This is a genomic window from Acinetobacter sp. ANC 4204 (genome assembly GCF_002135205.1).
Taxonomy (GTDB): Bacteria; Pseudomonadota; Gammaproteobacteria; order Pseudomonadales; family Moraxellaceae; genus Acinetobacter.
In genome coordinates, this window is the sequence record NZ_NEFZ01000001.1 from 521,101 (window position 1) to 547,052 (window position 25,952).

General features: G+C 40.6%; 22 protein-coding genes and 1 tRNA gene. 8 read left to right on the top strand and 15 right to left on the bottom strand.

From position 1 onward, the window contains the following. Window positions 1-22 precede the first annotated feature (22 nt). Window positions 23-1,093 (bottom strand): uroporphyrinogen decarboxylase, encoded by a 1,071-nt coding sequence (gene hemE / locus B9T36_RS02670; RefSeq protein ID WP_086208021.1) that lies wholly within the window; start codon window positions 1,091-1,093, stop codon window positions 23-25. Between the two features lie 202 nt (window positions 1,094-1,295). Between hemE and B9T36_RS02675 the strand changes: the two genes are divergently transcribed. The 3 genes from B9T36_RS02675 to B9T36_RS02685 all read left to right on the top strand — a co-directional run bounded on the left by B9T36_RS02675 (window position 1,296) and on the right by B9T36_RS02685 (window position 4,490). Next, window positions 1,296-2,537 carry a L,D-transpeptidase family protein gene (locus tag B9T36_RS02675; RefSeq protein WP_086208022.1) on the top strand — a complete coding sequence of 414 codons (1,242 nt, stop codon included), beginning with the start codon at window positions 1,296-1,298 and terminating at the stop codon, window positions 2,535-2,537. An 83-nt stretch (window positions 2,538-2,620) separates the two neighbouring features. After that, window positions 2,621-3,682, top strand: coding sequence for a hypothetical protein (locus tag B9T36_RS02680; protein WP_228146958.1), 1,062 nt, complete (start codon window positions 2,621-2,623; stop codon window positions 3,680-3,682). A 112-nt stretch (window positions 3,683-3,794) separates the two neighbouring features. Next, window positions 3,795-4,490, top strand: a complete 696-nt coding sequence (locus B9T36_RS02685; RefSeq protein ID WP_086208024.1) for a pirin family protein — start codon at window positions 3,795-3,797, stop codon at window positions 4,488-4,490. A 77-nt stretch (window positions 4,491-4,567) separates the two neighbouring features. On the opposite strand, the gene B9T36_RS02690 is transcribed toward B9T36_RS02685, so the two are convergent. From B9T36_RS02690 to B9T36_RS02700, 3 genes are all read right to left on the bottom strand, one after another. Beyond that, on the bottom strand, window positions 4,568-4,921 hold the full coding sequence (locus tag B9T36_RS02690; RefSeq protein ID WP_086208025.1) for a DUF1304 domain-containing protein: 354 nt from the start codon (window positions 4,919-4,921) through the stop codon (window positions 4,568-4,570). 68 nt (window positions 4,922-4,989) lie between these two features. Beyond that, the gene (locus tag B9T36_RS02695) at window positions 4,990-5,967 is read right to left on the bottom strand and encodes a zinc-binding dehydrogenase (protein WP_086208026.1); all 978 of its coding nucleotides are present in this window, start codon (window positions 5,965-5,967) and stop codon (window positions 4,990-4,992) included. Window positions 5,968-5,971: 4 nt separating this feature from the next. Continuing rightward, window positions 5,972-6,604: a TetR/AcrR family transcriptional regulator gene (locus tag B9T36_RS02700; RefSeq protein WP_086208027.1), complete on the bottom strand. Its 633-nt coding sequence runs from the start codon at window positions 6,602-6,604 to the stop codon at window positions 5,972-5,974. Window positions 6,605-6,775: 171 nt separating this feature from the next. Here B9T36_RS02700 and B9T36_RS02705 point away from each other — a divergent pair, with 171 nt between their 5' ends. Continuing rightward, on the top strand, window positions 6,776-7,924 hold the full coding sequence (locus B9T36_RS02705) for a DUF1624 domain-containing protein (protein ID WP_086208251.1): 1,149 nt from the start codon (window positions 6,776-6,778) through the stop codon (window positions 7,922-7,924). Window positions 7,925-8,108: 184 nt separating this feature from the next. On the opposite strand, the gene B9T36_RS02710 is transcribed toward B9T36_RS02705, so the two are convergent. From B9T36_RS02710 to greB, 4 genes are all read right to left on the bottom strand, one after another. After that, on the bottom strand, window positions 8,109-9,014 hold the full coding sequence (locus B9T36_RS02710; RefSeq protein ID WP_086208028.1) for a DMT family transporter: 906 nt from the start codon (window positions 9,012-9,014) through the stop codon (window positions 8,109-8,111). Continuing rightward, entirely contained in the window at window positions 9,011-9,589 is a 579-nt protein-coding gene (locus B9T36_RS02715; protein ID WP_086208029.1) for a TetR/AcrR family transcriptional regulator, read from the bottom strand. Before B9T36_RS02715 ends, B9T36_RS02710 begins: the two co-directional genes overlap by 4 nt. A 909-nt stretch (window positions 9,590-10,498) precedes the next feature. Continuing rightward, a tRNA-Ser gene (locus B9T36_RS02720) sits at window positions 10,499-10,588 on the bottom strand. Between the two features lie 89 nt (window positions 10,589-10,677). After that, a complete protein-coding gene (gene greB / locus B9T36_RS02725) occupies window positions 10,678-11,172 on the bottom strand; it encodes a transcription elongation factor GreB (RefSeq protein ID WP_086208030.1) in 495 nt (164 codons plus the stop codon). A gap of 365 nt (window positions 11,173-11,537) precedes the next feature. On the opposite strand from greB, the gene B9T36_RS02730 reads away from it, so the two are divergent. Further along, window positions 11,538-12,650, top strand: a complete 1,113-nt coding sequence (locus B9T36_RS02730) for a transglycosylase SLT domain-containing protein (protein WP_086208031.1) — start codon at window positions 11,538-11,540, stop codon at window positions 12,648-12,650. Between the two features lie 79 nt (window positions 12,651-12,729). On the opposite strand, the gene B9T36_RS02735 is transcribed toward B9T36_RS02730, so the two are convergent. Both B9T36_RS02735 and ttcA read right to left on the bottom strand, forming a co-directional pair. Then, entirely contained in the window at window positions 12,730-13,113 is a 384-nt protein-coding gene (locus B9T36_RS02735; RefSeq protein ID WP_086208032.1) for an SCP2 sterol-binding domain-containing protein, read from the bottom strand. A 227-nt stretch (window positions 13,114-13,340) separates the two neighbouring features. Beyond that, on the bottom strand, window positions 13,341-14,264 hold the full coding sequence (ttcA, locus tag B9T36_RS02740; RefSeq protein ID WP_086208033.1) for a tRNA 2-thiocytidine(32) synthetase TtcA: 924 nt from the start codon (window positions 14,262-14,264) through the stop codon (window positions 13,341-13,343). Window positions 14,265-14,765: 501 nt separating this feature from the next. Between ttcA and B9T36_RS02745 the strand changes: the two genes are divergently transcribed. Continuing rightward, window positions 14,766-15,632 carry a lytic transglycosylase domain-containing protein gene (locus B9T36_RS02745; RefSeq protein ID WP_086208034.1) on the top strand — a complete coding sequence of 289 codons (867 nt, stop codon included), beginning with the start codon at window positions 14,766-14,768 and terminating at the stop codon, window positions 15,630-15,632. Window positions 15,633-15,749: 117 nt separating this feature from the next. Continuing rightward, window positions 15,750-16,655: a protease HtpX gene (htpX, locus tag B9T36_RS02750; protein ID WP_058870051.1), complete on the top strand. Its 906-nt coding sequence runs from the start codon at window positions 15,750-15,752 to the stop codon at window positions 16,653-16,655. A gap of 72 nt (window positions 16,656-16,727) precedes the next feature. Here htpX and B9T36_RS02755 read toward each other — a convergent pair whose 3' ends face one another. The 4 genes from B9T36_RS02755 to B9T36_RS02770 all read right to left on the bottom strand — a co-directional run bounded on the left by B9T36_RS02755 (window position 16,728) and on the right by B9T36_RS02770 (window position 22,392). Next, a complete protein-coding gene (locus tag B9T36_RS02755) occupies window positions 16,728-17,006 on the bottom strand; it encodes a hypothetical protein (protein ID WP_228146959.1) in 279 nt (92 codons plus the stop codon). A gap of 93 nt (window positions 17,007-17,099) precedes the next feature. Further along, window positions 17,100-17,693, bottom strand: coding sequence for a DUF4112 domain-containing protein (locus B9T36_RS02760; RefSeq protein WP_086208035.1), 594 nt, complete (start codon window positions 17,691-17,693; stop codon window positions 17,100-17,102). Window positions 17,694-17,808: 115 nt separating this feature from the next. After that, on the bottom strand, window positions 17,809-19,155 hold the full coding sequence (gene mgtE, locus B9T36_RS02765) for a magnesium transporter (protein ID WP_086208036.1): 1,347 nt from the start codon (window positions 19,153-19,155) through the stop codon (window positions 17,809-17,811). Window positions 19,156-19,287: 132 nt separating this feature from the next. Continuing rightward, window positions 19,288-22,392 carry a multidrug efflux RND transporter permease subunit gene (locus B9T36_RS02770; protein ID WP_086208037.1) on the bottom strand — a complete coding sequence of 1,035 codons (3,105 nt, stop codon included), beginning with the start codon at window positions 22,390-22,392 and terminating at the stop codon, window positions 19,288-19,290. A gap of 906 nt (window positions 22,393-23,298) precedes the next feature. Between B9T36_RS02770 and B9T36_RS02775 the strand changes: the two genes are divergently transcribed. After that, window positions 23,299-23,673 carry a diacylglycerol kinase gene (locus tag B9T36_RS02775; RefSeq protein ID WP_086208252.1) on the top strand — a complete coding sequence of 125 codons (375 nt, stop codon included), beginning with the start codon at window positions 23,299-23,301 and terminating at the stop codon, window positions 23,671-23,673. Between the two features lie 100 nt (window positions 23,674-23,773). On the opposite strand, the gene B9T36_RS02780 is transcribed toward B9T36_RS02775, so the two are convergent. Then, window positions 23,774-25,378, bottom strand: a complete 1,605-nt coding sequence (locus tag B9T36_RS02780) for an isocitrate lyase (RefSeq protein ID WP_086208038.1) — start codon at window positions 25,376-25,378, stop codon at window positions 23,774-23,776. Window positions 25,379-25,952: the final 574 nt, after the last annotated feature.

Here is a 25,952-nt window from a genome sequence, read left to right on the forward strand (position 1 = left end):
AATTAAATTGATCCAGTGAAACTTAGAGATATTTAGCACTATATTCATGCACAGTATCGACAAAGGCTTTCGGATTAATTGGATCAACCCACTGGGTAATGCCGTGACCTAAGTTTGCAACATAACCCGTTTTCTCACCATCTGCATAAGCATCATCTAGCATGGCTTTGGTCGCTTTCACGATGGTCTCATGCGAACCATATAAAGTAGCAGGGTCTAAGTTACCTTGCAGTGCCGCACGACCCGCCACCGTTTGGCGAGCTACATTTAACGGCGTCGTCCAATCTAAACCAAATGCATCAGCCCCTGTTGCCACCATCGGTTCTAACCACTGACCACCGCCTTTGGTGAATAAGATCACAGGAACTTTACGTCCTTCATTTTCACGTTTTAAACCAGCAACAATTTTTTGCATGTATTTTAAAGAAAATTCTAAATATTCACGGTGTGCTAGTGCCCCACCCCAGCTATCAAAAATCTGTACAGCTTGTGCACCTGCATCAATTTGCGCATTCAAATAGTCAATTACTGCATCTGCTAAACGATCGAGCAACGCATGTAAAACTTCGGGTTGCGCATACATCATTTGCTTGGTGAAACGGAAATCTTTGCTTGAACCACCTTCCACCATATAGGTTGCTAGTGTCCAAGGACTGCCCGAAAAACCAATTAATGGCACTTGACCACCCAAGGCCGAACGAATCGTTTTGACCGCATTCATCACATAGTCGAGATCAGATGCAGCATTAAACTGAGGTAAATTCGCCACATCTTGTTCAGTGCGAACCGTTTTATGAAATTTAGGCCCTTCACCCGCTTCAAAATAAAGCCCCAAACCCAAAGCATCGGGTACAGTTAAAATATCTGAAAATAAAATAGCTGCATCAAGCTCATAACGACGTAAAGGCTGTAGCGTCACTTCGCAGGCAAATTCAGTATTTTTGCATAATGAGAGGAAATCACCTGCTTGAGCACGGGTCTCACGATATTCTGGTAAATAACGTCCTGCTTGACGCATCATCCAGACGGGTGTGGTATCTACAGGTTCACGTAATAAAGCACGTAGAAAACGATCATTTTTAAGGGTCGTCATTTACTTTCCCATCTCAATTAAATTTGCTCACCATCATAACAAAAAGGTCGAATTTTTAATAACTTCTCATCACACTAAAATTAGATCCAGTTGATGCTTAAAACAGATATTTACACAAAACAAATACTGCATCTCTATCTTTTTTCTGTAATACTTGGCTGGTTTTTACTTTGTAAATGAATAATTCTTAAGGTTGAATTACATGTTCGTTCGCACAATACTCGCGATGAGTTTAAGTTGCATTCTTGCTGGTACAGCGTTTGCTGCATCTACTACTGAACAACCCTTGACGCCAAAAAAGATCATTGATACTTCAGTCCAAGATCCCATTGATCCTTTAGCAACAGATGTCGCTTCAGCTTCTACTGCGGTTGCAAACACTCAAATTACAGCAAAAGAACAAGCAGACTTAAACCAAGCTTCACAAACTTTAGACCAACTTGAACAGTCTGAAGATAAAACTGCTGACGTTGGCGCTGCACCAAGCAAAACAACGACTGCACCGACAACAAGCCCGACGAATCCTGCTGCTGCAAAAGCATCGTGGACTTTAAATGGTTTAAACAGTGCAGATTGGTATGACAATATTGGTAAAGGTCAATTTCCTGTTTATGCACGTGCTCACGTCATGCTCAACAATGCACATGCATCTCCAGGTGCAATTGATGGCATGAGCGGTAAAAATACCCTTAAAGCAATTGCCTCTTTCCAACAAATGAGTGGCTTAAAAGCAACGGGTACGCTCACCAAAGAAACTTGGGATGCGTTACTTGCTAGTCAAGGGTCTAAACCTGCATTTATTGAATACACTATCACCGATGCAGACCTGAAAGGGCCTTATGCAGCGTCAATTCCACACGATTATGCCTTACAGTCAAAAATGAAAGGTTTGTATTACACGCGTGTGACTGAAATGTTCGGTGAAAAGTTCCACATGGATGAAGACTTTTTGAAAAAGTTGAATCCAAAAGCAACTTTCAAAAAAGCAGGCGAAAAAATTATTGTTGCCAACATTCGTAATGAAGTGCCAGAAGATATTCACTTGATTGTTGCGCACAAAGGCGCAAAACAGCTGTATTTATTTAACAGCCGCAACCAAATGATCGGTTCATTCCCTGCAACCATCGGTAGCTCGGACACGCCATCACCAGCAGGTACCTATAAAGTTACAGGTGTTGCACCAAATCCATGGTATAGCTACTCACCAAGCAACTTTGTTCAAGGTAAAAACTTAAAACCTCTTTCTTTACCACCAGGTCCAAATGGCCCAGTAGGGAATATCTGGATTGGTTTAAGTAAAAAATCATTTGGTATTCATGGTACGCCAAACCCATCGGCCATTTCCAAGACAGCTTCACACGGTTGTATTCGTTTGACCAACTGGGATGCGAACGATCTAGGTAAAAAAGTGAAGCCAGGTGTAACGGTTAAATTCTTAGAATAATTGGTTTTCTAAAGTATTTACGCTATAAAAGGTGTTCTCAAGAGAACACCTTTTTTATCAATCATAACAACATAAAAATGACGATGAACACTTTAAAAAGAATAATGCCTTTGGCTTGCTTACTGTCACTTTCGACACCGACTTTTGCTGAATTAGATGAGGAAATCGTGACCAGCGTGGATGCTTCTGCTTATGCGGTGGAATCTGACAACCCATTTGACAGTCTGGAGGATCAGGAAAAAATCCGTCATCCCCAATACATTCCAGAGCAAGATAGTCTCAGAGAGCCACTTTTGAATACACGCTATTATGTCATCGCAGGCAAATCTCCGATTCACTATTACGCGATTCGAACAGGGCAAAAGCCTAAACTGTTTTATTTAAACCAGCCGCACTCAGCCATATTCGCTATTGGCGATGCTTATGCGGAAAATCGAGAAAAAATTACTCTACAACCACAGCTCAAACACACCGTCAAAGACCATGAGCTATTTGCAATTATGCCAACAGACAAATACATTGCTCTGATCTTTCGTACCCGCTATGCCTATACCTCTGCGGAATTAAAAGCCAATGCAGAGATAAACTCTATCTATGCCAACAATCGCTACCGATACAGCTACGAAATTATTGAAATCGACACGAATGGTCAACAGCTCCACCGCGTGCAATTCGTGGCTCCTGTTATTGAAGATGGAATGAGTTTTGGCCCCAAATGGGATAAAGATTTATCAGATTACAATAACGCAATACTGGAATACAGCACCAAGTCCCCAGGTGACTATCAAACCGTACATCCTTATAATATTGAAACCCGCTATGAGTACAAACAAGGTCAATTAAAGCACTTTGAACAGAAAATTCTACTCACCGCCAGTGATAAAGTATTCTTAAAAAACCCACCCAATTCTATTAATTACGAAAATTATCTCGACGATCAAGATACAGCCTTCTACGTTGAAAGCAGTACTTGCCTTGATGATTATTTTGTTTTTAAAGATAAAGCGGCCCCACTCGGTGTGAAATGGGGAAATAATTGGATGCAAGCCCAACCGAAGCTACATCAACAATTTTTAGCTGAATATGCGCAAGGCAAAAACTACATTTGGAAAGATTTTCGCGAACAGTATTGTGATCTAAATTAAGACAGAGCTATCATTTCAATATTGAAACGCAACATTGCAAATTCACCATTTCATCAACAAATATAAAACACTAAAATTACGCCATAGATTAAAAATAAGATTGGAGTTCAAAATGGATGCTTTCATTCATCGTAGCCAAGACCGTGGTCATGTCAATATTGGTTGGCTAGAGTCTAAACACAGCTTTTCATTTGGCAGTTGGTATAATCCGAAATACATGGGCGTCAGTGCTCTACGTGTTATCAACGATGACCTCATTGCAGCACATCAAGGTTTTGGACAACACCCTCATGACAATATGGAAATCTTAACCTGCGTACTCAAAGGCACGATTACCCATAAAGACAGCATGGGCAACCATGGCGGTATTTCTGCGGGGGAATGGCAACTGATGAGTGCAGGTACTGGCGTACAACACAGTGAGATGAATCAAGGTGATGAGCAAGTGCATTTACTACAAATTTGGATCATTCCAAATGAACGAGATGCAGCCCCAAATTATCAACAGATTCGTCTTGATCCGCATGAGCAACCCAACCAATGGCATCTGATTTGTGGTCCAAACGACAATGCACCAATGCATATTCGTCAAGATGCAGAAGTGAAAACGGCTGTACTTGAAAAAGATCAGACCCTTTCGATTAAAGCCACACAACATGTTAACTATGTACATGTGATTTCTGGCTCAATCCAAGTGGCTGAACATACAATCCATGCAGGTGATGCGATTGCATTTATAGATGTTACTGAAATCAAAGCACTGGACGATGCTCAGGTCATTTGGTTTGACTTACCTGAAGTAAAATAACTAGCCACACATCAAAAAAGCCAACGTCTTCACGTTGGCTTTTCCATGTGTATCCAATAAGTGACTACTCAATCGACTTAAAGAAAATTCACTGCAAGCAGTGCCAAAATGGCAGGGACTGCCTGAATGTAAATAATTTTCTTGCTAGCGGTTAGCCCACCATAAATTCCCGCAACCAAAACACAGCCTAAAAAGAAGTTCGCCAAAGCAAGTGCATAGCTTTCAGGTGCACATAATGACCAAAATAAACCTGCAGCCAGAAAACCATTATATAAGCCTTGATTTTGAGCCATAACTTTCGTTAACTGCGCTTTCTCAGGGCTATTGCCAAAAGCTTTTAAGCCATAGGGCTTATCCCATAAAAACATCTCTAAAACTAAAATATACACATGCAACAGTGCAATTAAGCCAATTAGAACTTGTCCCACCATACGCTTTATCCTTTATTTTTATGAATGATAGATAGATCAACAACTTCGCTGATCTAGGTCGAAAATGATTAAGGTTTCAAAAGCACTTTACCCTGACGCGCACCTTGCGTCGCTTTTAGGGCAGCATCTTTGATTTGTGTAAAACTAAACACCCCTTCAACAGGTAATAACAGTTTTTTCTGGGCAGCTAAAGTCAATAACTCAACAATTAAGGCTTTTTTACGCTCAGAAGACAACTGTTTGTTCACCACGCTTGCCCAGAAGCCTTTGACAGTCGCTTGTTTAAAAATTAAATCTCCCGAAGAAATCTGCATCACTTCTCCCGACATGCTACCGAAAGACACCAAGAGACTATTTTCACTCAGTAGAGCCAACATTTCACCACTGGCTTTTCCACCAATCGAGTCCACCCCTACCATCAGGGGCTGATTTGCATGAATAGCTTTGACTTGTGCTTTCCAATCAGCTTGGTCTGTTGCCACGACATTTTGAATGCCCAAAGCATGCATTTCAGCCACAGCCTCGGTACGTCGTACCAAATGAATTACCTTTTGACCACGTGCTGCTGCAATCATTGCTACAGTTTTCCCTACGGCACCATTGGCGGTGTTTTGAATCATCCATTGATCTGCTTTTAAGTCAACAAATTCAAGCAGCATCAAGGCACTAATCGGCATGCCAATCAACTGAGCTGCCGTTTCATCCTCAATTGCATCCGTTAAAGGGACAATGCCATGTGCTGGTGCAATAAAATACTCCGCCCAACTACCATGAACCGCTGCAACTGCCACACGCTGACCCAATGATACACCTTGCACACCCTCACCAAGTGCATCAACCACACCAACAGCTTCACTACCACCAATCGCGGGTAGTGCCGGCTTATAGCCATAACTACCACGCACTGTCCACACGTCATGATTATGCATAGGTGATAAAATCATTTTAATACGCACTTCACCTGCTTTTGGCTCAGGCATTGGCATATCTGCTGCTTCCAATACGTCGACAGGCTCACCAAAATGATGATGTATAATACTTTGCATCTATTTATTCCTTGATGGGTTGTAAGAGTTGTTGAGTAGTTTCCATAGCCAAATAAAGGGGCTGCTTATCTTGTGCAAGTCTTGCCAATAAAGCTGCGCCCAACCACAGCTGATACATCGTCTGAGCCATCTTTTCAGCATCAATATGCGATGGAATTGAACCGTCTTGTTGCCCTGCTTTGATTAGACCTGATATGCGTTCTGTTAACTTACGTACCCCGAAGTTCAAAATCCGACGCATATCTTCAGATAAATCTGAGACTTCTGCTGCCAATTTGACGATCAGACAGTTCTGCGCCCATCCCCCATCGCTATGATGTTCAACATTACTTTCAATATGAGATGGGTTATCAATCCATGCCTGCCAAAGCGCAACCAAACGAGCATAAGCACATCCTTGCTCTTGCTGCATCAGTTGGTCAATTTTGACTTTATAGTCAGCAAGGTACTGTTCCAGAAGCGCACAGCCAAATGCCTCTTTTGAAGCAAAGTAATAATAAAATGAACCTTTCGGCACATCACAGTTTTTGAGAATTTCCTGTAAGCCTACGCCAACAAAACCTTTCTGTAATACCAGTTCGAAACTGCTATTTAAAATATGTTGTCGTGTGGCTTCACTTTTGTCTGATCGTTTCATGTCCACACTATAAATCAATAATAGACCAGTCGTCTATAAAAAATAATAGAAAAATTTTCGTTCTAAATAATCCATTTAGTTCATACATATAAGTTTTAATGATGATATTTAAGTTACAAAGAATTAAAACAAATGTTACATTATACCATAACAACATTTTTAACTTTATTTATGTCTACACCTTCACAACGTTTACAAGCCATTGATGCCCTCAGAGGACTCGTCATTTTGATCATGATGGTCGATCATGTCCGAGAAACTTTTTATCTCCATCAACAAGTCCCCGACCCGATGCTAATCCCTGGCACTGAAGAACCCCTGTTCTTTAGCCGAATTTTGGCCCACTTATGTGCTCCTGTTTTTGTGGTCTTAACGGGTCTATCGGCTTATCTCTATCAAGCAAAAAACAACAGCGTTCAAATGACTCGCGAATTTTTACTCAAGCGTGGACTCTTCTTGATTTTTCTCGAACTGATTGTGATTAATTTCGCTTGGACAGGACAGTTCCCGCCCGATGTCATCTATTTACAGGTAATTTGGGCTATCGGTTTAAGTATGGTGGCCTTGGCGGGCTTAATTGGCTTGTCGCAAAAATGGCTTTGGGGTATTAGTCTTAGCATTATTTTTGGACATAATTTACTCGATCAAGTGTCATTTCCACATCTGCCTATCGTACAGAACCTTTGGTTTATTTTGCATGAACGCGGTTGGATTGAGTTTGGAGATCTAATTCGTTTTAGAACCTCTTACCCTGTACTCCCTTGGGTTGGCGTGATTACTTTGGGTTATTGTATCGGCTATAGCGTATTTAATACGACTCAAGACATCACAAAAAGAAATCAAACCCTCTTGTTCTTCGGACTTGGCAGTGTTGCTTTATTTATCGTTTTAAGAATGCTCAATATCTATGGCGATCAAGCATGGTCAATCATGCCGACCAGTATTGAAACGATTATGAGTTTTTTAAATCTGACCAAGTATCCGCCATCGCTACTGTTTATTTTATGGAATGTCGGACTCGGCTTAGTCCTGTTGGTGTTACTTCAAAAAGTTGAAAGTAAACCTTGGATCAAGCCCTTGATTGTATTTGGTTCCGTACCCATGTTCTTTTATATCGTCCATTTATATGCACTTAAAGCCCTCTATCTCATTGCGGTCGCACTATTTGGCAAAACTCATGGTGAATATTTTGGTGTCGATCACGTTTCTACCCTTTGGCTGATCTCAATTATTTTGACTGTGGCACTTTATCCTTTGATGTTGAAATTCTCTGCTTTTAAACATAAAAACAAGCATATCCGTATTTTGAAATATCTATAATTATGGATAAAGCATCATAAAATTTACCGTACACATCTTGATGCTTAGCTCAACTAAGCATCAATGGGTATCGGCTTTTCCAACACCCAGCTAAAATGTTTTATACACCAGTAAATTTCTGAAGCTAAAAATTTACAATAGCATGACTGAGTGCTGTTCTTTGTTTCAGGCTGCTTCAAAAAACTTACTTTGCTTTGCTCAGCAGTGCTAAGCAAATCGAAATTAGTAACATCCCGAACCAGCCGATTGGTGCAATTTGCTCTCCCACCAACAGAATTGCCAATACCGCAGCCACCAAAGGCTCAAATAAAGTTAAGGTAATGGCTTTACTGGCAGGCACGGTTTTTAAACCATAACCAAATAAGACATAACCCAAAAACATCGGAATAAGCATCATATAACCAACGACATACAGGTTGATGTTTTCTTCAAACAAGTTTGAGCCTGTCATCCATAAAGTTGGAAGTAATAATAAAGCACCGAGTCCAAAAATCATTCCCATAGTAGCTTTTGCATCTAATCCTTGGTCAATCATTCTTTTTGCAGCCCAAGAATATAAAGCATAAGTTAAGCCTGCCACTCCACCCAAGCCGATACCCAATATCTGTCTATGTTGAGATAAGCCTTCTGTATTTGCTGTAGTATGCGACTCTCCCAAAGACAACAATACCACCCCCGTTACCCCCAAAACAAAACTCACCAACCACGCCATGGAAAGCGGTTTTCTGTCAAATACCCGTTCTAAAAGCGCAGTAAATAATGGTGCTGTGCCAATCGAAACCACCGTGCCAATAGTGATCCCCGCATAGTGCATCGACGAATAAAAAGCCAGAGGATAAACAAACACGGAAATTACACCAACACTAAGCATCACACTATTGGCTTTGATGTGTGGCAGATGGCTGATGATACTTTTACGTGCTAACAGTGCTTGTAATAAACCACCACCCCCCATCGCGGCAGCCCCAATTGTCAACGGACTCAAATGAGGTGCAAAGGATGCTACCGTCCCTGTAGTTCCCCACAAAAAAGCAGCTAGAAGAACCGCAATGAAACCATAATTTGGAACAGCAGAAATAGACTGACTCACGCTATGATCTCTCGCGCTAAAATCGTTTTTACCATTTGCGTTGCAGCTAAAACTTTTTCACTGGAACTCTCAAGCCCCGCACGAGCAATTGAACCTTCGAGTAAAAAAGACAGCATCAAAGCAATTTGCTGTACTCGCTCTGGCTCTTCAATCAACAGCGCCAGTTGTGTGGAGATAATCTTTTCAATTTCATCTTTATGCTGCTTCACCGCCAAACGCTCAGCACTGTGTGCAGGAAACTCGGCCGCAGCATTCAACAAACCACATCCGCGGAAGCCCTTCTCATAGGCAAATTCAGCATGATCTTGGTAGGCTTCAAAAACCGCAATAATTTTATCCACTGGTGTATGTGCATCACGGTTTCGCACAGCGTACAGCTCTAGCCATTCTTGATGCCGCGCTTCAATATAAGAACTGATCAAATCCGACTTAGTCGGGAAATTATTATATAAAGACATTTTGGCAACTTTCGCTTTGTCCGTAATGGTATTAATGCCAGTATTTGTAATGCCATCGTTATAAAACAAAATTGCAGCTGCATCTAAAATTTTCTGTTTTGCTGTTTTGGTATTCATAATGCTTTACATAGGTAGACCGATATACCCAATTTACAAGATGTGAAAAAATATGCAAGTGAGTTAAGCAAATAAGTTCGTTACTAGAAAACTCATCCTTGCTATATAAATCATCTGATAAATACTGATTCAACCCTACACTTGCAACACAAATACACTCGAACCTGAAATTTAGCAGACTACTAGTCGGTGGTTATGCGTATACGTAAGTTCGAATCAAATGAGAGATATGTGATTTGGTTGCATACTCATAAGTACTATGCTAAATCACAAAGTCAACATGGTTAAAATCGCAATGATCCAGATACAATGACCTAATGTTATTTGGGAATTGAATTTTTAGTTCGCCTATCTGTAGATATAATCACTGGCTATATTCAGAGTTTCATAAAGCCTGTGGTTTTTCATGCCTTTGTTAAAAAGCCTAAATAGACGAATACTGGGCTTAGCTATCTAAAAAATAGTGCCTAGCTTCATCTACTCATTTACAAGAATGGTTTGAAAATTCTAGCAATGTATATCGAAACATAAGAAAAACTAACCTACATATCTGCTGGGTATCTGACAGATGCAGCCATCTCAGCTAGTAAAAATACAAAGATTCACCAAATCTAGTAGATTACATTACCAATGTCATTACTTAAACCTTAAGTCACTTAGCCGAACCTTAGCTCTTTGAAGGTTTATACAACAAAACCTTATATGATTAATATTGAAAGAATAATCTCAGTATTAATCAAACTTCGAGCACTTAAGAATAAGTTTGACCAAATAAATTATCCGTCCAGCATCGCTTTATATTGTTATTTCTAGTTTGGGCCAATCCAAAATTTGATATGGGGTAAGTTGAGGGGTAAAAGCACAGATAAAAAATAAGCCCTTGTTTTTACAAGGGCTTATTTAGATATTTGGCGGAAGCGGTGAGATTCGAACTCACGGAGGACTCACACCCTCGTCGGTTTTCAAGACCGGTGCATTAAACCGCTCTGCCACGCTTCCATGGGCGACATAATATAAACATTCGATCTACTTGGCAAATACTTTTCTTTAAAAACCGCACTAAGTGGCTAAAATTAAAACAAAATCATTTAGTTCTCTAAATTTTCACTGTTTTCATAACGAATCGCATTCACATACCAAAGTTTTTTGCCCGTTGGTGTCACGACTTCAACCTCATCATCAACTTGCTTGGATAGTAAAGCTCGTGCCATAGGCGAATCGATTGAAATATGCTGTGGGTGATGATCATAAATTTCATCTACCCCCACAATCCGTAAAGTTTTTTGCTCACCTGCTTCATTTTCAATATCTACCCAAGCCCCAAAATAAATCTTGCCCGCTTGCTCTTCTGAAAAATCAATAATTCGCAACTCTTCAAGCCGTTTCCCTAAGTAACGAACACGTCGATCAATCTTTCGTAACAGCTGTTTGTTGTACTGATAATCTGCGTTCTCGCTACGGTCTCCGAGGCTTGCTGCCCAGTTTACTTTCTTGGTAATTTCAGGCCGTTCTTCATGCCAAAGGTGCTTTAATTCTGCCACTAATTTGTCGTGACCAACACGTGTAATTAAGTTTGATTTCATGATGAATGTCGTCTAAATCAGCTGGTTTATTTACAACAAAGATTTATTTTATCCCTTATTTCTTCACAACAGAAGTTTATAAAATAAATTCCCTAATTAAATTAAATCGTTATGTTACATTTTTTAAAAAAATATTGCACAAAATTTGACACTTTAGAATTTGCCCGATATTATGCGCACATCTTAAATTAGCTGCTTATTTTTTAATCTATGTAGTTTTTCTACATAGTTCCTTTAATCCCATGTCATTTTGAATGACGTCATGAATGCCCAACCCCTTATTGAATTTAGCAAACTTGAACTCGTTTTAAGGCATGGTTTTGCCTTTGCGTTCTGGGGCATAAATTACTTGTAGCGGAGACAACATGCACAGTAGTTCAACTTCTGGATCGAGGCTTTGCCTTAATTCATTAACTTTCTCTCTCCCGTTGAAAGCCCTTGCTTTAAGTACTCTGTTAATTCCTTTTCATAGTATTAATGCAAGTAAGACTTACCAATATGATAATGTCGTCAATCATAATAAATTGACTGTCGTTTCAGTGGAAAATCCAACGACCGTTTTTAAAGATGGTCAACATTTGCATGGTTTTGGTTATGACCTTGCACGTAACTATGCAGATAGCTTAAATGTAAAGCTAGACTTCAAAACGGTTCCTGATAATGCCACGGCACTCAAATGGGTCGCTCAAGGCAAAGCAAATTTTGCAATGACAACCGCCAGCGTTCAAACGATTGAACAAAAGCATTTGTCTACTTTTTCTGCAACTTGTGGTGATTTGAACGTTTTACGTAAAAATGGCCTCAATACTGAGCTGAATTGGGTCTTTAAACATGCGAATGATCCACTCACCCAAACAGCCAGCGGATTCGTATGTCAAAGTAAACAATCAGGTTCAATTGGTCAATTGGCCTCTTTTTACAACCGCAATGTCGTGAAGCCTGAAAACTGGAATACGATTCAACGTGATTTGCGTCAACGTATGCCGATCTATAAGGCCAGTTTTAAAAGCACAGCGCAAAAATACGACTTAGATTGGCACTTGTTAGCGGCCATTGGTTATCAAGAATCTTATCTTAAACCGAACTCTGTTTCTCCTACAGGTGTTCGTGGTTTGATGATGTTGACCAATAGCACGGCCAAAGCAATGGGCGTGAATAACCGTACCGACCCTGCACAAAGCATTCAAGGCGGTGCTAAGTACTACGACCAAATGCTGAGCCGCTATACCGATATTCCGCTCCCTGACCGCAACTGGTATGCACTAGTTGCCTACAATATGGGGCCAGGTGCGGTGAGCCAGATTCAAAAACGCATTCAAGCGCAAGGTAAAGACCCAAATAACTGGCTCAATCTTTATGCTTATTTAGAGCATAACCAAGCCAAAAATGGGCGCTACCGACAAGCGCTTCAGTATGTGACACGTATCCGTGCCTATCTTGAGCACATTAAAACCACGCCACAGTTGGTCAATATCTAAACTTTGAATACCCAGAATTGATCATCATCGCAAAAAAAAAGCTTACCTTTTGAGGTAAGCTTTTTTTGTTTCAGAATACTTAAGCTGTTAGCTCAAGTACTTTCTTAAATAAATCTTTTTGCTCTTGGCTTGGCTTTGCCGTTTGCAATGCCATTAATTGGGACATATCACCCTGAACTTTTATTTTTCCTGTCATGAATGCTTGCATTGCTGCTGCCATATCAAACTCAAGGAAGACTTTACGTAAAGTTTCAGCGTCCATGTTCAAGGTTGTTTTCGCATTTGAAGACAAGCCTTTTTTAATTGCACCACCATCTAAAGATAATTCGGTATTACCCGCATTGTCAGCAACAACTAAGTTAATTGCAAGATTTGCAAGTGCAGGTGGAAGGTTTAGATTCCCCGCTTGAGCAGTTAATGTTTCTACGGTTGAAAACCAATCATCAGTTAAAAAAGCAGGCATGATGTTTCCTCAATTCTTTGTTCGTTGTGTGCTGCCTATCCAGACGGCATCATTGTGAAGCTAAATACGCTTGCAGATTGTTATAGCATGTATATCTTATATGTGCCTAAAGTTTTTTGTACGTACCGTTCATATTTTATATTTCTTATACAAAGTTTATCAAAATCATTCACATAAAAAAAACACCAATCAATGATTGGTGTTTTGCATTGGCTGAAATGACAAAATTAATCTGCCACAAAGCCAAGATTGACCATGTTAATCCGTTTGCTTTCAGGTTCATCTTCCGTTGAACAACTTTCACCTTTAAAGTCGAACTCTCGTTCACTGTCTAAGGCTTCAAAGTCAAACAACTCACGATCGGCCAATTGTGATGGGGATACATTTTGCAAGGCACCAAAAATACTGTGTAGGCGTTTTGGATGGGCCTTATCCCACTCTCGCAGCATGTCATTCAACATAGCGCGTTGCAGATTTTCCTGAGAACCACACAAGTTGCACGGAATAATTGGAAACTGACGCATTTCGGCATATTTGATGATGTCTTTTTCTTCCACATAAGCCAGTGGACGAATCAAGATATTCTTTTTATCAGAAGACAACAACTTGGGTGGCATCGCTTTCAAACTGCCACCATGGAACAAGTTTAAGAAGAACGTCGCCAAGATATCATCACGGTGATGTCCCAATGCTACTTTGGTTGCCCCTATTTCTTGTGCAAAGCCATATAAAGAACCACGGCGTAAACGTGAACACACTGCACAATAGGTCTTGCCCTCAGGCGTCAAGCGTTTGGTAATGCTATAGGTGTCTTTTTCTAAGATATAATAAGGAATATTATTTTCTTCTAAATAGCGCGGCAATACATCTTCTGGGAAACCAGGCTGCTTCTGGTCCAAATTCACCGCCACCACATCAAAATTGATCGGTGCAATGCGTTTAAACTGCAACATAATATCGAGTAAGGTGTAACTGTCCTTACCACCTGAAATGCAGACCATCACTTTATCGCCTTCTTCGATCATTTTAAAATCACGAATGGCATGACCCACCTGACGGCGTAGCTTTTTCAACAAACGATAATACGCAGAGCTAGTGGGTAGTTCTGGTTTAAAATTAAATCCCTGATCGGACTCAACTGGCGAGAACATAGACGAGTTAAACCTTAAAAAAAATACCGCGCAATTTTATCCGATTCGTCGTCATCTCGCACCTAAAGAATGTAAATTCTCATGAATTGTCATTGCTGTCATATTCATGTATTAAAATCGGTTTAACTTTGAACGATTGCGTTCATTTTCTGGCTGAACTGCTTATCTTTTGGACTTTTCCACATTTTTCCACAAAAGCTGTGGATAACTTTGTGGATTCTAGCAGGCTTGACAAGGTGTTCATCCCATACTTTAAGGCTTCTATTTAAATTGATCATTTTTTGATCAATTTATTTTTTGTTTAATTTCAATACCTTATCTTAGTCAAGCAATCCTCATTAAAAATAAATTAATTATTTTTTTTGATTACTCTCTCAGCAATTGGACTTGATTTTTACAAAGTCATAGATTTTTTGAACTTAAAATAGTTTCAGGCTGTTATTTTTTTGCTAAACTCAATTCTAGTCACTGAAAACGATTTTTTACGATTAATAATAGATAATGAAAAATAAGCTGCTTTTGACTCATTTTTATGTTTTGGGGTGTATGACGATTTCGTTCATGGCACTGAATTGTCACGCAGGTCAAACCATCTATCAACTCAAAGATTCGAACGGCACGACTTTGTTGACCAATAAACAAAGTCGTTATAGCAATTTAAAAGTCGAAAAGAAAACCTATTATCCAGACAGCAACATCCACAGCTATAGCAATTGGGGAGCATCTGAATCCTCGGTATTACCCAGTTATAGTCGCAACAAAAATGCTTTTGACCACATTATTCGCCAAGCAGCGCAAACCCATGGTGTTTCAGAAGGCTTAATCAAAGCCGTGATGCATACAGAATCAGGCTTTAATGTGAATGCCCGCTCTCCTGTTGGTGCACAAGGCCTAATGCAACTGATGCCAGCAACTGCTCGTCGCTTCAATGTCTCGAATGCATACGATCCACAACAAAACATTAACGCTGGTGCAAAATACCTTGCGTGGTTGATGAAACGCTTTAATGGTAATACCAGCCTTGCCCTTGCAGGCTATAATGCGGGCGAAGGCAATGTGCAAAAGTATGGTGGCATTCCACCGTTTCGTGAAACGCAAGACTACGTGAGACGTGTCAGCAGTCGATATAGCAATTTATATTCAGGCAGCTTAAATATCAGTTCAAATAGTCCAGCAAGCAATACTCAAGTCATTGCGCAATCTGCTAACTATAATGAAGACTCAGCCCCAAGCACACAGTTGAGCGTGAGTCGCACTGCGCCTGCACGCCAAATCATTCTAGCCTCTGATGGCAGTTATACTGATGCCCCGGGTTCCTATGCCACCACAAATGCAACCGCCTCCGCCCGTATTCATATTTCTGAATAATTTTTATAGCAGTTTTATTATTTTTTCTTGAATTTTGAAGAATTTCACCTCATATTGAGATCTATGATTTTTGATTTATAAATCAGATTATTTTTTTATTATAAGAGGATTTTCTCAATGATGCGGATTGGTTTGTTCTTGCTAACCAACCTCGCGGTACTGGTTGTAGCTGGCATTATCTTGTCACTCTTCGGTGTCGGTAGTTACCATGGCGCGGGTGGCTTAAATCTAGGTAACCTTTTGGTTATCTGTTTTGTCTTTGGTATGGTTGGCTCAATGATTTCTCTATTCATGTCAAAATGGATGGCGAAGAAAACAACTGGTACAGAGTTAATTGACCCCAATGCCCCACGTAACCAAGCTGAAGCATGGTTGCTACAAGAAGTCGCTCAATTGGCGCAACGTTCTGGTATTAAAATGCCAGAAGTCGGTATTTTCCCCTCTTACCAATCGAATGCCTTTGCTACAGGTTGGAACAAGAACGATGCATTAGTTGCCGTTTCTACTGGCTTACTTGAGCGTATGAATAAAGACGAGCTTCGCGCAGTCTTGGCTCACGAAATTGGTCACGTGGCCAATGGTGACATGGTGACTTTGGCGCTCGTTCAAGGTGTCGTGAACGCCTTTGTGATGTTCTTTGCACGTGTTGCAGGTGATTTTATTGATCGTAACGTCTTTGGACGTGAAGACGGAGAAGCACCTGGTTTAGCTTATTTTGCCATTACTATTGTGCTTGATATTGTCTTTGGTGTTTTAGCTTCTGCAATCGTGATGTGGTTCTCCCGCTACCGCGAATATCGTGCAGATGAAGCAGGTGCCCGTCTTGCAGGCAAACAAGCGATGATTTCAGCCTTGTTGCGTTTACAAGCAGAATCACAACTTCCAGATGCTATGCCTAAAGAAATGAAAGCGTTTGCGATCGCGGCAGGTCAAGAACAAGGCTTTAGTTTAGCCGCTTTGTTCCAAACCCACCCGACGATTGAACAACGTGTTGCTGCTTTACAACAGCTCGATTGTCCATAAAAAACTCGTTCACTAGATTTTAAAAAGCCTCCACTTGGAGGCTTTTTTGTGACTCTGCATCACAGAGCATCTTCATTCAATCGTCACTTCGATACAGCGTAATAAACTACCATTTGGGTCAATGATACAAAACTGGCGGATCTCATCAAAATCCTGAATATCAGTCATACGGGCAGTGCCCCACAACGCCCAATTCACTTTAGACCAATATTCATAATAGGGGTGAATCTTCGCTGCGCGAATACAGGCACTATGCCATGAACTGTTTGGATCTAAATGTGGATGATGGAAAAATTCCAGTGTCATCATACCCAAACGCAAAATCATCCACTCTGCGGACTGATAAATCAAATCAAAGCCCAAGCTTTAGTAAAATGAAGCCGTGCATACCAAATCAATCACTGGCAAATTCGCCGTAATCTGACCTTCAAATTTCATCAGCAGCTATCCTAGGTTTAGTCCTTGTAACCAATGCCACATCACACTGCCACCCCACCATAATAAGCCAATAAAACAGACCAAAAAGATCAGGCCAAACAAATCGGGGATGTGTAGCCAAAGCCATGCAATTACTGGATTTCGCCAAAATGCGGACTGTTGCTGTTTCTTTTCCAATTTTTCATGAAGAAAGGGATGAGTCACATGATGCTCTGAATGAATTTGGTATTCTTCCCGAATATGGTCATGAACCACATCCAGTGCTTTACGACTCGGACGGATAAAAATATCAAACAATGTCCCTAATACAGGGATAAAACCAACGACGGCATCAATCATAGCCAGCTTCAACACTGGACTTAATTTCTCTTGCGGCACGCCAATTTGTTTAGCTTTATAAATGGCATAACAAGTCAAGGCAAAACCCGCGATATCCCCAGCGATGGGAACAGTACTCAGCGCTGCATCGGCACCTACACCCTGCTTGGTGAACGGAATACGCACCACCGAATCCATCATATTGGCATATTTGGCCAAATCACGCTCTAAACGAATGACATCTTGCTGGCTCATTTTTTTTTGTTCTAAGGGTTCAGGCATGTTGGTACTGACCTCCATTATTTCAACCACATTAACATCATAAAACCACTGAATTATGCTGGTTTTTATCACTTTTTTCTGTGCTAACTTTGTGCTGAAACAAGTGCTTATAGGCTTAGGACAAGCTTAAAATTTGCGATGCAATCAGCAGATATACCACCACGCCTGATGCATCACAAATTGAAGTGACCAAAGGTGCAGATGCACTGGCTGGGTCGAGTTTTAGGCGGTTTAAGATAAACGGCAGACTCATACCAATCAGACACCCCATCAACACAATACCCATCATACTTAGCGCCAAAACCACGGCGACCAAAATATCCCCACGGAAATAGCCCAAAATAGAGACTGCCGTTGCCATGGTTCCACCTAAGCACAGCGCAACCAGACTTTCACGTCCGAGCAAATAAAACCAGTCTTTAAAATGTACATCACCCGTTGCTAGTGCGCGTACCATTAAAGTTGCGGACTGGGACCCTGCATTTCCGCCACTTCCCACCAGTAAAGGGAGAAAAAATACCAAAACGATATGTGCTGCAATCAAGTCTTCAAAATGCGCAATTCCCAGCCCTGAGAGTAAACTGCCAAAAACCAGAAATACCAACCAAAACACCCGCTTCTTATACAGTAAGAGGATTGGAGCCGTTTTAATACTCATCTGCGGACTGGCCGCAACCGCACTACTTTTTAAAATATCTTCTGTGGTTTCTTGTTGTACCACATCCATTGCATCATCGTAGGTCACAATCCCCAATAGACGCTGCTGCTCATCAACGATTGGCAAAGCCATAAAATCATAATGGGCCAGTTTCTGTGCGATGCTTTCCTGATCTTCACTGACTAAACCCGTGATGACATGGTGAGTCATAACCTGTCCAATAGATTGCTCAGGCGGGGCTTGGATGATTTGTCTCAGCGAAATCACCCCTTGCAGACGATGCAATGTATCAATGACATAAATTAGATATAAAGTTTCACTTTCCGCTGCATGTAACCGTATATGTTGAATCGCCTGTTGCATAGTCATTTCAGCATGTACCGTAATGACCTCAGTGGTCATGATGGCGCCCGCGGACTCAGCAGGATAATCCATCAACGTCTTCAGTTGGACTTGAATCTGCGCATCTAATTTAGAAAAAAGTTGAGTTTGAAGCGCGAGAGGCAAGCTTTGAAATAAATCGGTACGATCATCCGAATGCATATGAGCCAGTAGCTTCAACAGCAAAGCCCGAGGTAACTGCGCTGCTAACTGCTGCTGCTCGGTCAACGCTAAAAACTCAAAAACATAACTGGCTTGAGGTAATTGTTCCAATAGCTGAATTTGCGCATGTATAGGCAGACCCATTAAAATATCAGCCAAATCCGCAGTGCTGTACTGTTTTAGGCTTTTGATAAAAGCATGGTTATCGGGCTGATTTAGCTGATCTTCAAAATCTTGCTGTGAAAATGATGGATTTGGCATATACCACTCAAATATTGTTCTTCTTTATTTGTCCGAGTATAGCAAAGGATCTTTAAATATCTGGAGCTTCCTGTGGCTACAGTTTAAAGATCCGCTATGCATATTAAACTCTATACATGTTTCGGCTTGGACTTAGACTTCATCCTGCTGAGTTCGCCCATGAAACACATGACGAACCAGAACATACATTAAAGGTATAAACAACAATACCAGCACGGTTCCAAAAATCACTCCACCGAGTACACTTACTCCAATTTCCTGACGACTTGCCGCCCCTGCACCAAAGGCAAAAACCAAAGGAGTCACACCTGCCCCAAAAGCCAAAGATGTCATTAAAATCGGACGTAGACGTAGGCTGGCCCCTTCTAATGCAGCTTGAATTGCTGTTTGACCTTTTTGCTGTGCCAATGAGGCGAATTCCACAATTAAAATCGCATTTTTGCAGGATAAACCAATCGTGGTGAGTAATGCGATCTGGAAATAAATATCATTTGGAAAGCCCGTCAGATAACTAAACAAAATATTACCACCAATCCCTAATGGAATCGCACTCATCACTGCCGTTGGGATACTCCAACTCTCATACAGTGCTGCTAAACATAAAAAAATAAAGCCGATGGAGACCAAATACAGGAGCAATGCTTGGTTATTAGACTTATTTTCTTCATAAGATAAACCACTCCAAGCCAGATCAATCCCCTCATGTGCTTGTAGCATTTTCTGGACATCTTGCATGGCTTGACCCGAACTGACGTTTCTGGCGGTATCTGCTTCCATTTCTAGGGCGGTATAACCCATAAAACGATTTACCACTTCAGGACCACCACTCCAAGATACTTGGGAAAAATTGCTAAATGGAATCATTTGGTTCAGATCATTGCGCACCGTCCAAGCCTGAAGATCTTCAGGTTTAGAACGGAACGCGGCATCAGCCTGCATAATCACCCGCTTAATCCGACCACGGTCAATGAAATCATTGATATAAGTTCCACCCCATGCACTCGACAAGGTACTGTTAATCGCAGTTTGACTAAGCCCATTGGCTAATGCCTGCTGTTGGTTAATATCAACCTTGAGTTCAGCTTTATCGGGGTTAGAACGTTTATCTAAATTGCTAAAACTAGAGTACTGCTTGGATGCTTCCTGCAAAGCCTTGAACTGTGCTTCTAAATAAGCACGACCTTCACCATTAATGTCTCGGATCCAGAACTCCATACCATCGGTTTGCCCCAAACCATTCACCGATGACGGCAAATTAATATTAATTTGTGCATTTCGATGTGCATTAAAATGAGCAATTGCACGCTCTCGAATCGCTTGCGCTGAGTTGTCCTTCCCCTTACGCTCATCCCAATGTTTGAGTGCAATAAAGCCTTGACCCAAGTTTTGTCCTGTCCCCGAGAAGTTACGCCCATAACGGATCATTACCAAATTGATATTGGCCTGTTCTTGGTCTAAGAAATATTGGCGAATCTCTTCTCCAACGACACGACTTTGACTCAGTGGTGCACCATCAGCCAATTTAAATTGCACACTTAAAATACCTTGATCTTCACTTGGAATAAAACTGGTCGGCAAAGCCCGGTAAAACAACGCAAACACGGTAATGAGTGCCACAAAGATGAGTAACATGATTTTACTGTGTTGAATCGTCTGAGTGCTTAATCGTAAATAATGCTGTTTTAATTGATCTAGCTTTAAGTTGAACCACGTTGCCCAGCGGGCAGATTTATCATTCGGTTTTAAAATGAGAGCACATAAGGCAGGAGTAAGCACCAATGCCACCAATAAAGACAGTGCCATGGCCGCCACTAAAGTGATGGAAAACTGACGATAAATCACTCCCGTTGAACCACCAAAAAATGCCATGGGAATAAATACAGCAGTTAACACCAAAGTAATCCCGATCAATGCTCCGCTGATTTCCTGCATAGATGTAATAGAGGCCTGCTCTGCACTCATATTCTGTTCATGCATCAACCGTTCAACGTTTTCCACTACCACAATCGCATCATCCACCAAAAGACCAATCGCTAAGACCAATGCAAATAGTGTTAAGGTATTAATACTCATCCCAAGTACGTATAAAATAGCAAGTGTGCCTAAAATCACGACAGGTACTGTAATGGTCGGAATCAGTGTTGCACGCCAGTTTTGTAAAAATACAAACATGACCACAATCACCAGAAGCACCGCTTCAAATAGTGTTTTGACGACTTCCTTAATCGACTCTTGCACAAAAGGTGTGTTATCACGTGGATAAACAATTTGATAACCTTCAGGCAGTTTAGAAGACAAGCGGGCAACTTCTTGTTTAATCAATGCAGACGTTGCTAAGGCATTGGCACCTGAGGACAGAGAAATCCCAATCCCAGCTGAAGGAAACCCATTAATGGTATTAAACGACTGGTAATTTTCCGCGCCCAGTTCAATCCGAGCCACGTCTTTTAAATAGATAAAACCGCCATCACGGTTCGATTTCACAATAATGTTTTCAAATTCTTCAACAGTTTTTAACCGTGTTCCAGATGTCACTTTAGCATTCAAATATTGATCTGATAGGGTTGGCAAATCGCCGATTGCCCCTGCCGCAACTTGGGTATTTTGCGCTTCAACCGCTGCACGAATATCACTGGGCATCAGTCCATATTGGCGTAGTTTATGTGGATTGAGCCATATACGCATAGCATACTGAGAACCAAAAACATCAACCTCTCCAACGCCATCAATACGGGCTAAGTCTTGCTCTAAGTGGGTCATCATATAATCTGACAACTCAATATTATTGCTTTTTCCTGTTTGGTCATATAGACCAATCACCATATGCGTATCGCCCAAAGACTTATAAACATTAACCCCTTGACGCTGTACATCTTCAGGTAAACGGTTAATCACACCATTGACCGCATTTTGTACTTGAACCTGAGCAGTATCAGGATCGGTACCATTTTCAAAGCTAATGCTGATTCGACTACGACCATTTGAATCGCTACTGGAGCTAAAATAAAGTAAATGATCAATCCCTTTTATTTGTTGTTCTAAGACCTGAGTGACACTTTCTTCTACAGTCTCAGCCGATGCCCCTGTGTATGTTGCACCTACCGTAATTCTAGGCGGTGCAATATCTGGATAACGTTCCACAGGCAACTGAAAGGTGGCAAACAAACCAAATGCCATGACAATAATTGCGAGCACACCTGCAAAGATTGGCCGATGAATAAAAAACTTAGAGAGCATGGAATGGTGTTACTCTAGGGTTAGGGTCTGAATCTAAAAACTTCATGTAACTACATGCATGATCTTCCATGACGAATCATTAAAAAACAAGACCTAACAACATGAAAGAGAACATTAAAGCGAAATATGAAGAAACTATGAAGAAATATTTTTGACCATTTGATGACAACCACTAATTTTCTGTAGTTAGGCATGAATTTGACATGTTTAATCCAAATACTAACGACACAACACTAACTAAACTTTGAGGGCAAAAGGCTAAAAATGCGCTATCGCTTACAAGGCCTCTAGGCTTAGCTGACAATCAGCAGGATAATAAAAACGGTACAGTCGTAGCTACAATACCCCATCAATAATGAATACATTCAGGCTGTATAACTGATTATCGGGCATCGAGAGCAAAAAATAGGTACGACCTAACCAGACTTAAATCGAATCCAACATACAACAAGCAACACCATCCGACTTTATGGTCATGTGCATGCCATAAGGCTAACAGTCCATCTTTATATCCTTCTCGCTGAAAACGATTCCCCCCTTTTAGACTGGTGTACAATCTCGGTTATAAATAAGAGAAAGATACACTGGCAACGTTTTAAACATTTATTAAAGCAAGTTTAGATTGTATTTTCACTAATTACGCAGCTCTCGGTTATAAAGCAATTCACAGCTTTTAGAAGCAAAGAAGCTCGTTATTTACATTCCCGAAGCAATTAGATTATATTTTCTGCTCAGCGCGCCTCGCTTCGTTTTTCAATGGCATTCGGTAAAAAATAAAAATATGAGTATATGGTTCTACACTCTTTATCTAGCTTTATCTAAAAGCACAACGGCATTCATCACATCTTTAAGCGACTTTTAATATAACTTGGGTATTGTGTTTAAAATTTTAAAATAATGGCAGCTATGACTCTATATTCCCCATTTAAAGGTAGCTCTGGCGTTAAACGCATTTTAAATGCAACGCAATATTCTCTTTCTGGTTTCAAAGCCGCTTTTGCCCATGAAGCTGCTTTTCGTCAAGTTCTTTGGATTAATCTCATTCTTATTCCTGTGAGCTTTTTATGTGATGTGAGCCGTTTTGAACAAGCTTTAATGGTTGCAGTCTGTTTACTGGCGCTCATTGTTGAACTATTCAACTCGGCAATTGAAGCCGTGGTGGATCGAATCTCTCTTGAACGTCATGAACTTTCAAAAAATGCCAAAGATATGGGCAGTGCTGCACAATTCGTTTCTTTGAGTATGATCTTTATTGTATGGCTATTTATATTAATCCCTTAAGATTTCAAATCTGATCGCTCAGTTGATATCTAATCACAATTAAAATCACCAACCATAAAAAAACCCTGCTTTCGCAGGGTTTTTTGAATCAAGTCAAAGCTTAGTGAGCTGAGAATTGGTTCATTGTGTTTTTAGCATCATCGTGCGCTTTAAGAGCGTTGTCACCAGAGAAGATTTCTTTGTGATCATCACCGATGTCAGAACCCGCCATTGCTTGGTGTTTAACACAAGCGATACCACCACGGATTTCTTTACGTTGTACGCCAGCAACATAAGCCAACATACCTTCAGAACCGAAGTAACCTTGTGCAAGCTCATGAGTAGAAAGAGCAGCAGTGTGGTAAGTAGGAAGTGTGATCAAGTGATGGAACACACCCGCTTCACGAGAAGCATCAGCTTGGAATGTACGTACTTTCTCATCAGCATCAGCAGCTAATTCAGTTGCATCGTACTCAGCGCTCATTAATTTAGCACGGTCGTAAGCAGAAACGTCTTTACCTTCAGCAACCCAACGGTCGTAAGCTTGTTGACGGAAGTTTAAAGTCCAGTTGAATGATGGGCTGTTGTTGTAAACAAGCTTAGCATTTGGAACAGTTTCACGTACACGGTTAACCATGTGAGCGATTTCTTCAACGTTTGGAGTTGCAGTTTCGATCCAAAGAAGATCCGCACCATTTTGAAGGCTAGATACACAGTCAAGTACAACACGGTCAATTTGAGTGTCAGCACGGAACTGGTATAAACCAGAAGCTAAACGCTTAGGACGGTGTAATTTACCATCACGCTTGATCAAGATTTCATCTTCTTGAGCATCAGCGATGTCAATTTCAGTTGTGTCTAAGTAGCTGATGTATTGAGAAGCAATGTCACCTGGCTCTTTAACCACTGGGATTTTTTGAGTTAAGTCAGCGCCTTCAGAGTCAGTACGCGCAACGATGATACCGTCATCAAGACCCATTTCTAAGAATGCATAACGTAATGCATGGATTTTAGCGATGAAGTCTTCGTGTGGAACTGTTACTTTACCAGCTTGGTGACCACATTGTTTCGCGTCAGATACTTGGTTTTCGATTTGAAGTGCACAAGCACCAGCTTCAATCATTTTACGAGCAAGTAAGTAAGTCGCTTCTTCGTTACCGAAACCAGCGTCGATGTCCGCAATAATTGGCACAACGTGAGTTTGGAAACCGTCGATTTGAGCAGTGATTTCAGCAGCTTTAGCAGTATCACCCGCTTCGTTTGCTTTTTTAAGTGCACGGAATAAATCGTTAAGTTCTTTCGCATCAGCTTGGCGAAGGAAAGTGTAGATTTCTTCGATCAAAGCAGGTACTGAAGTTTTTTCGTGCATAGATTGGTCAGGAAGTGGACCAAATTCTGAACGAAGTGCAGCAACCATCCAACCAGAAAGGTAGATATAACGACGTTCAGTTGTACCGAAGTATTTTTTGTTCGCAATCATTTTTTGTTGTGCGATGAAACCGTGCCAGCAACCCAAAGATTGAGTGTATTTGCTAGAATCAGCATCATAAGCAGCCATATCACGACGCATAATCGCAGCTGTGTATTTAGCAATGTCTAAACCAGTTTTAAAACGGTTTTGTAATTGCATACGCGCAGCATCTTCAGGACTGATGTCTGCCCAAGTGCTACCGAATTTTGCTTTTAATTCGCGGATTGCATCAATCGCTGTTTGGTATGTAGTCATGATATTTCCTGTAATAATATTAGGATTTTCTTCAACGAATGGCTAAAATCAGACCCTCGAGCTTTTGCTTAGATTTAGAGCGCTTCGTTGCGATGAATACAGATTAGATTGGCAGAAAAAATTAATCCAATATTCTGCATTAATTTTCGGTATTTATTTAAAAAATGGGTAGATAAAAGTCGAATTATATTTTACTCAATTCACTTTAAGTGCATGTTATTTATTATTTTATATAAAATATAAAATGCTTTAAATTTAAACATTAAGTTCAATATTTCTTCATTAGACTTAAGTCTCGGCAGTTCAAAAAAACAGTTTAAACTAGAAATCAATGTTTCATTTAGCTCAAATAACAAAAACCATTTGCTTGGGATAAAGTGTATTTTTCACACATTTATTCCACTAATAATAGTAATTTCAAGCTATTTTTTTTGCCTAAATTACCATCAACCATCGTGCCTTCCCAATCTAAATATTGACCCAAATTCCAATAGATTTTCAGATTAAAAACATTCTATTTAGCGCACCTTTTAAGAAGAATTCCGAATACACTTTGATGCTTTTTTTTTCATCA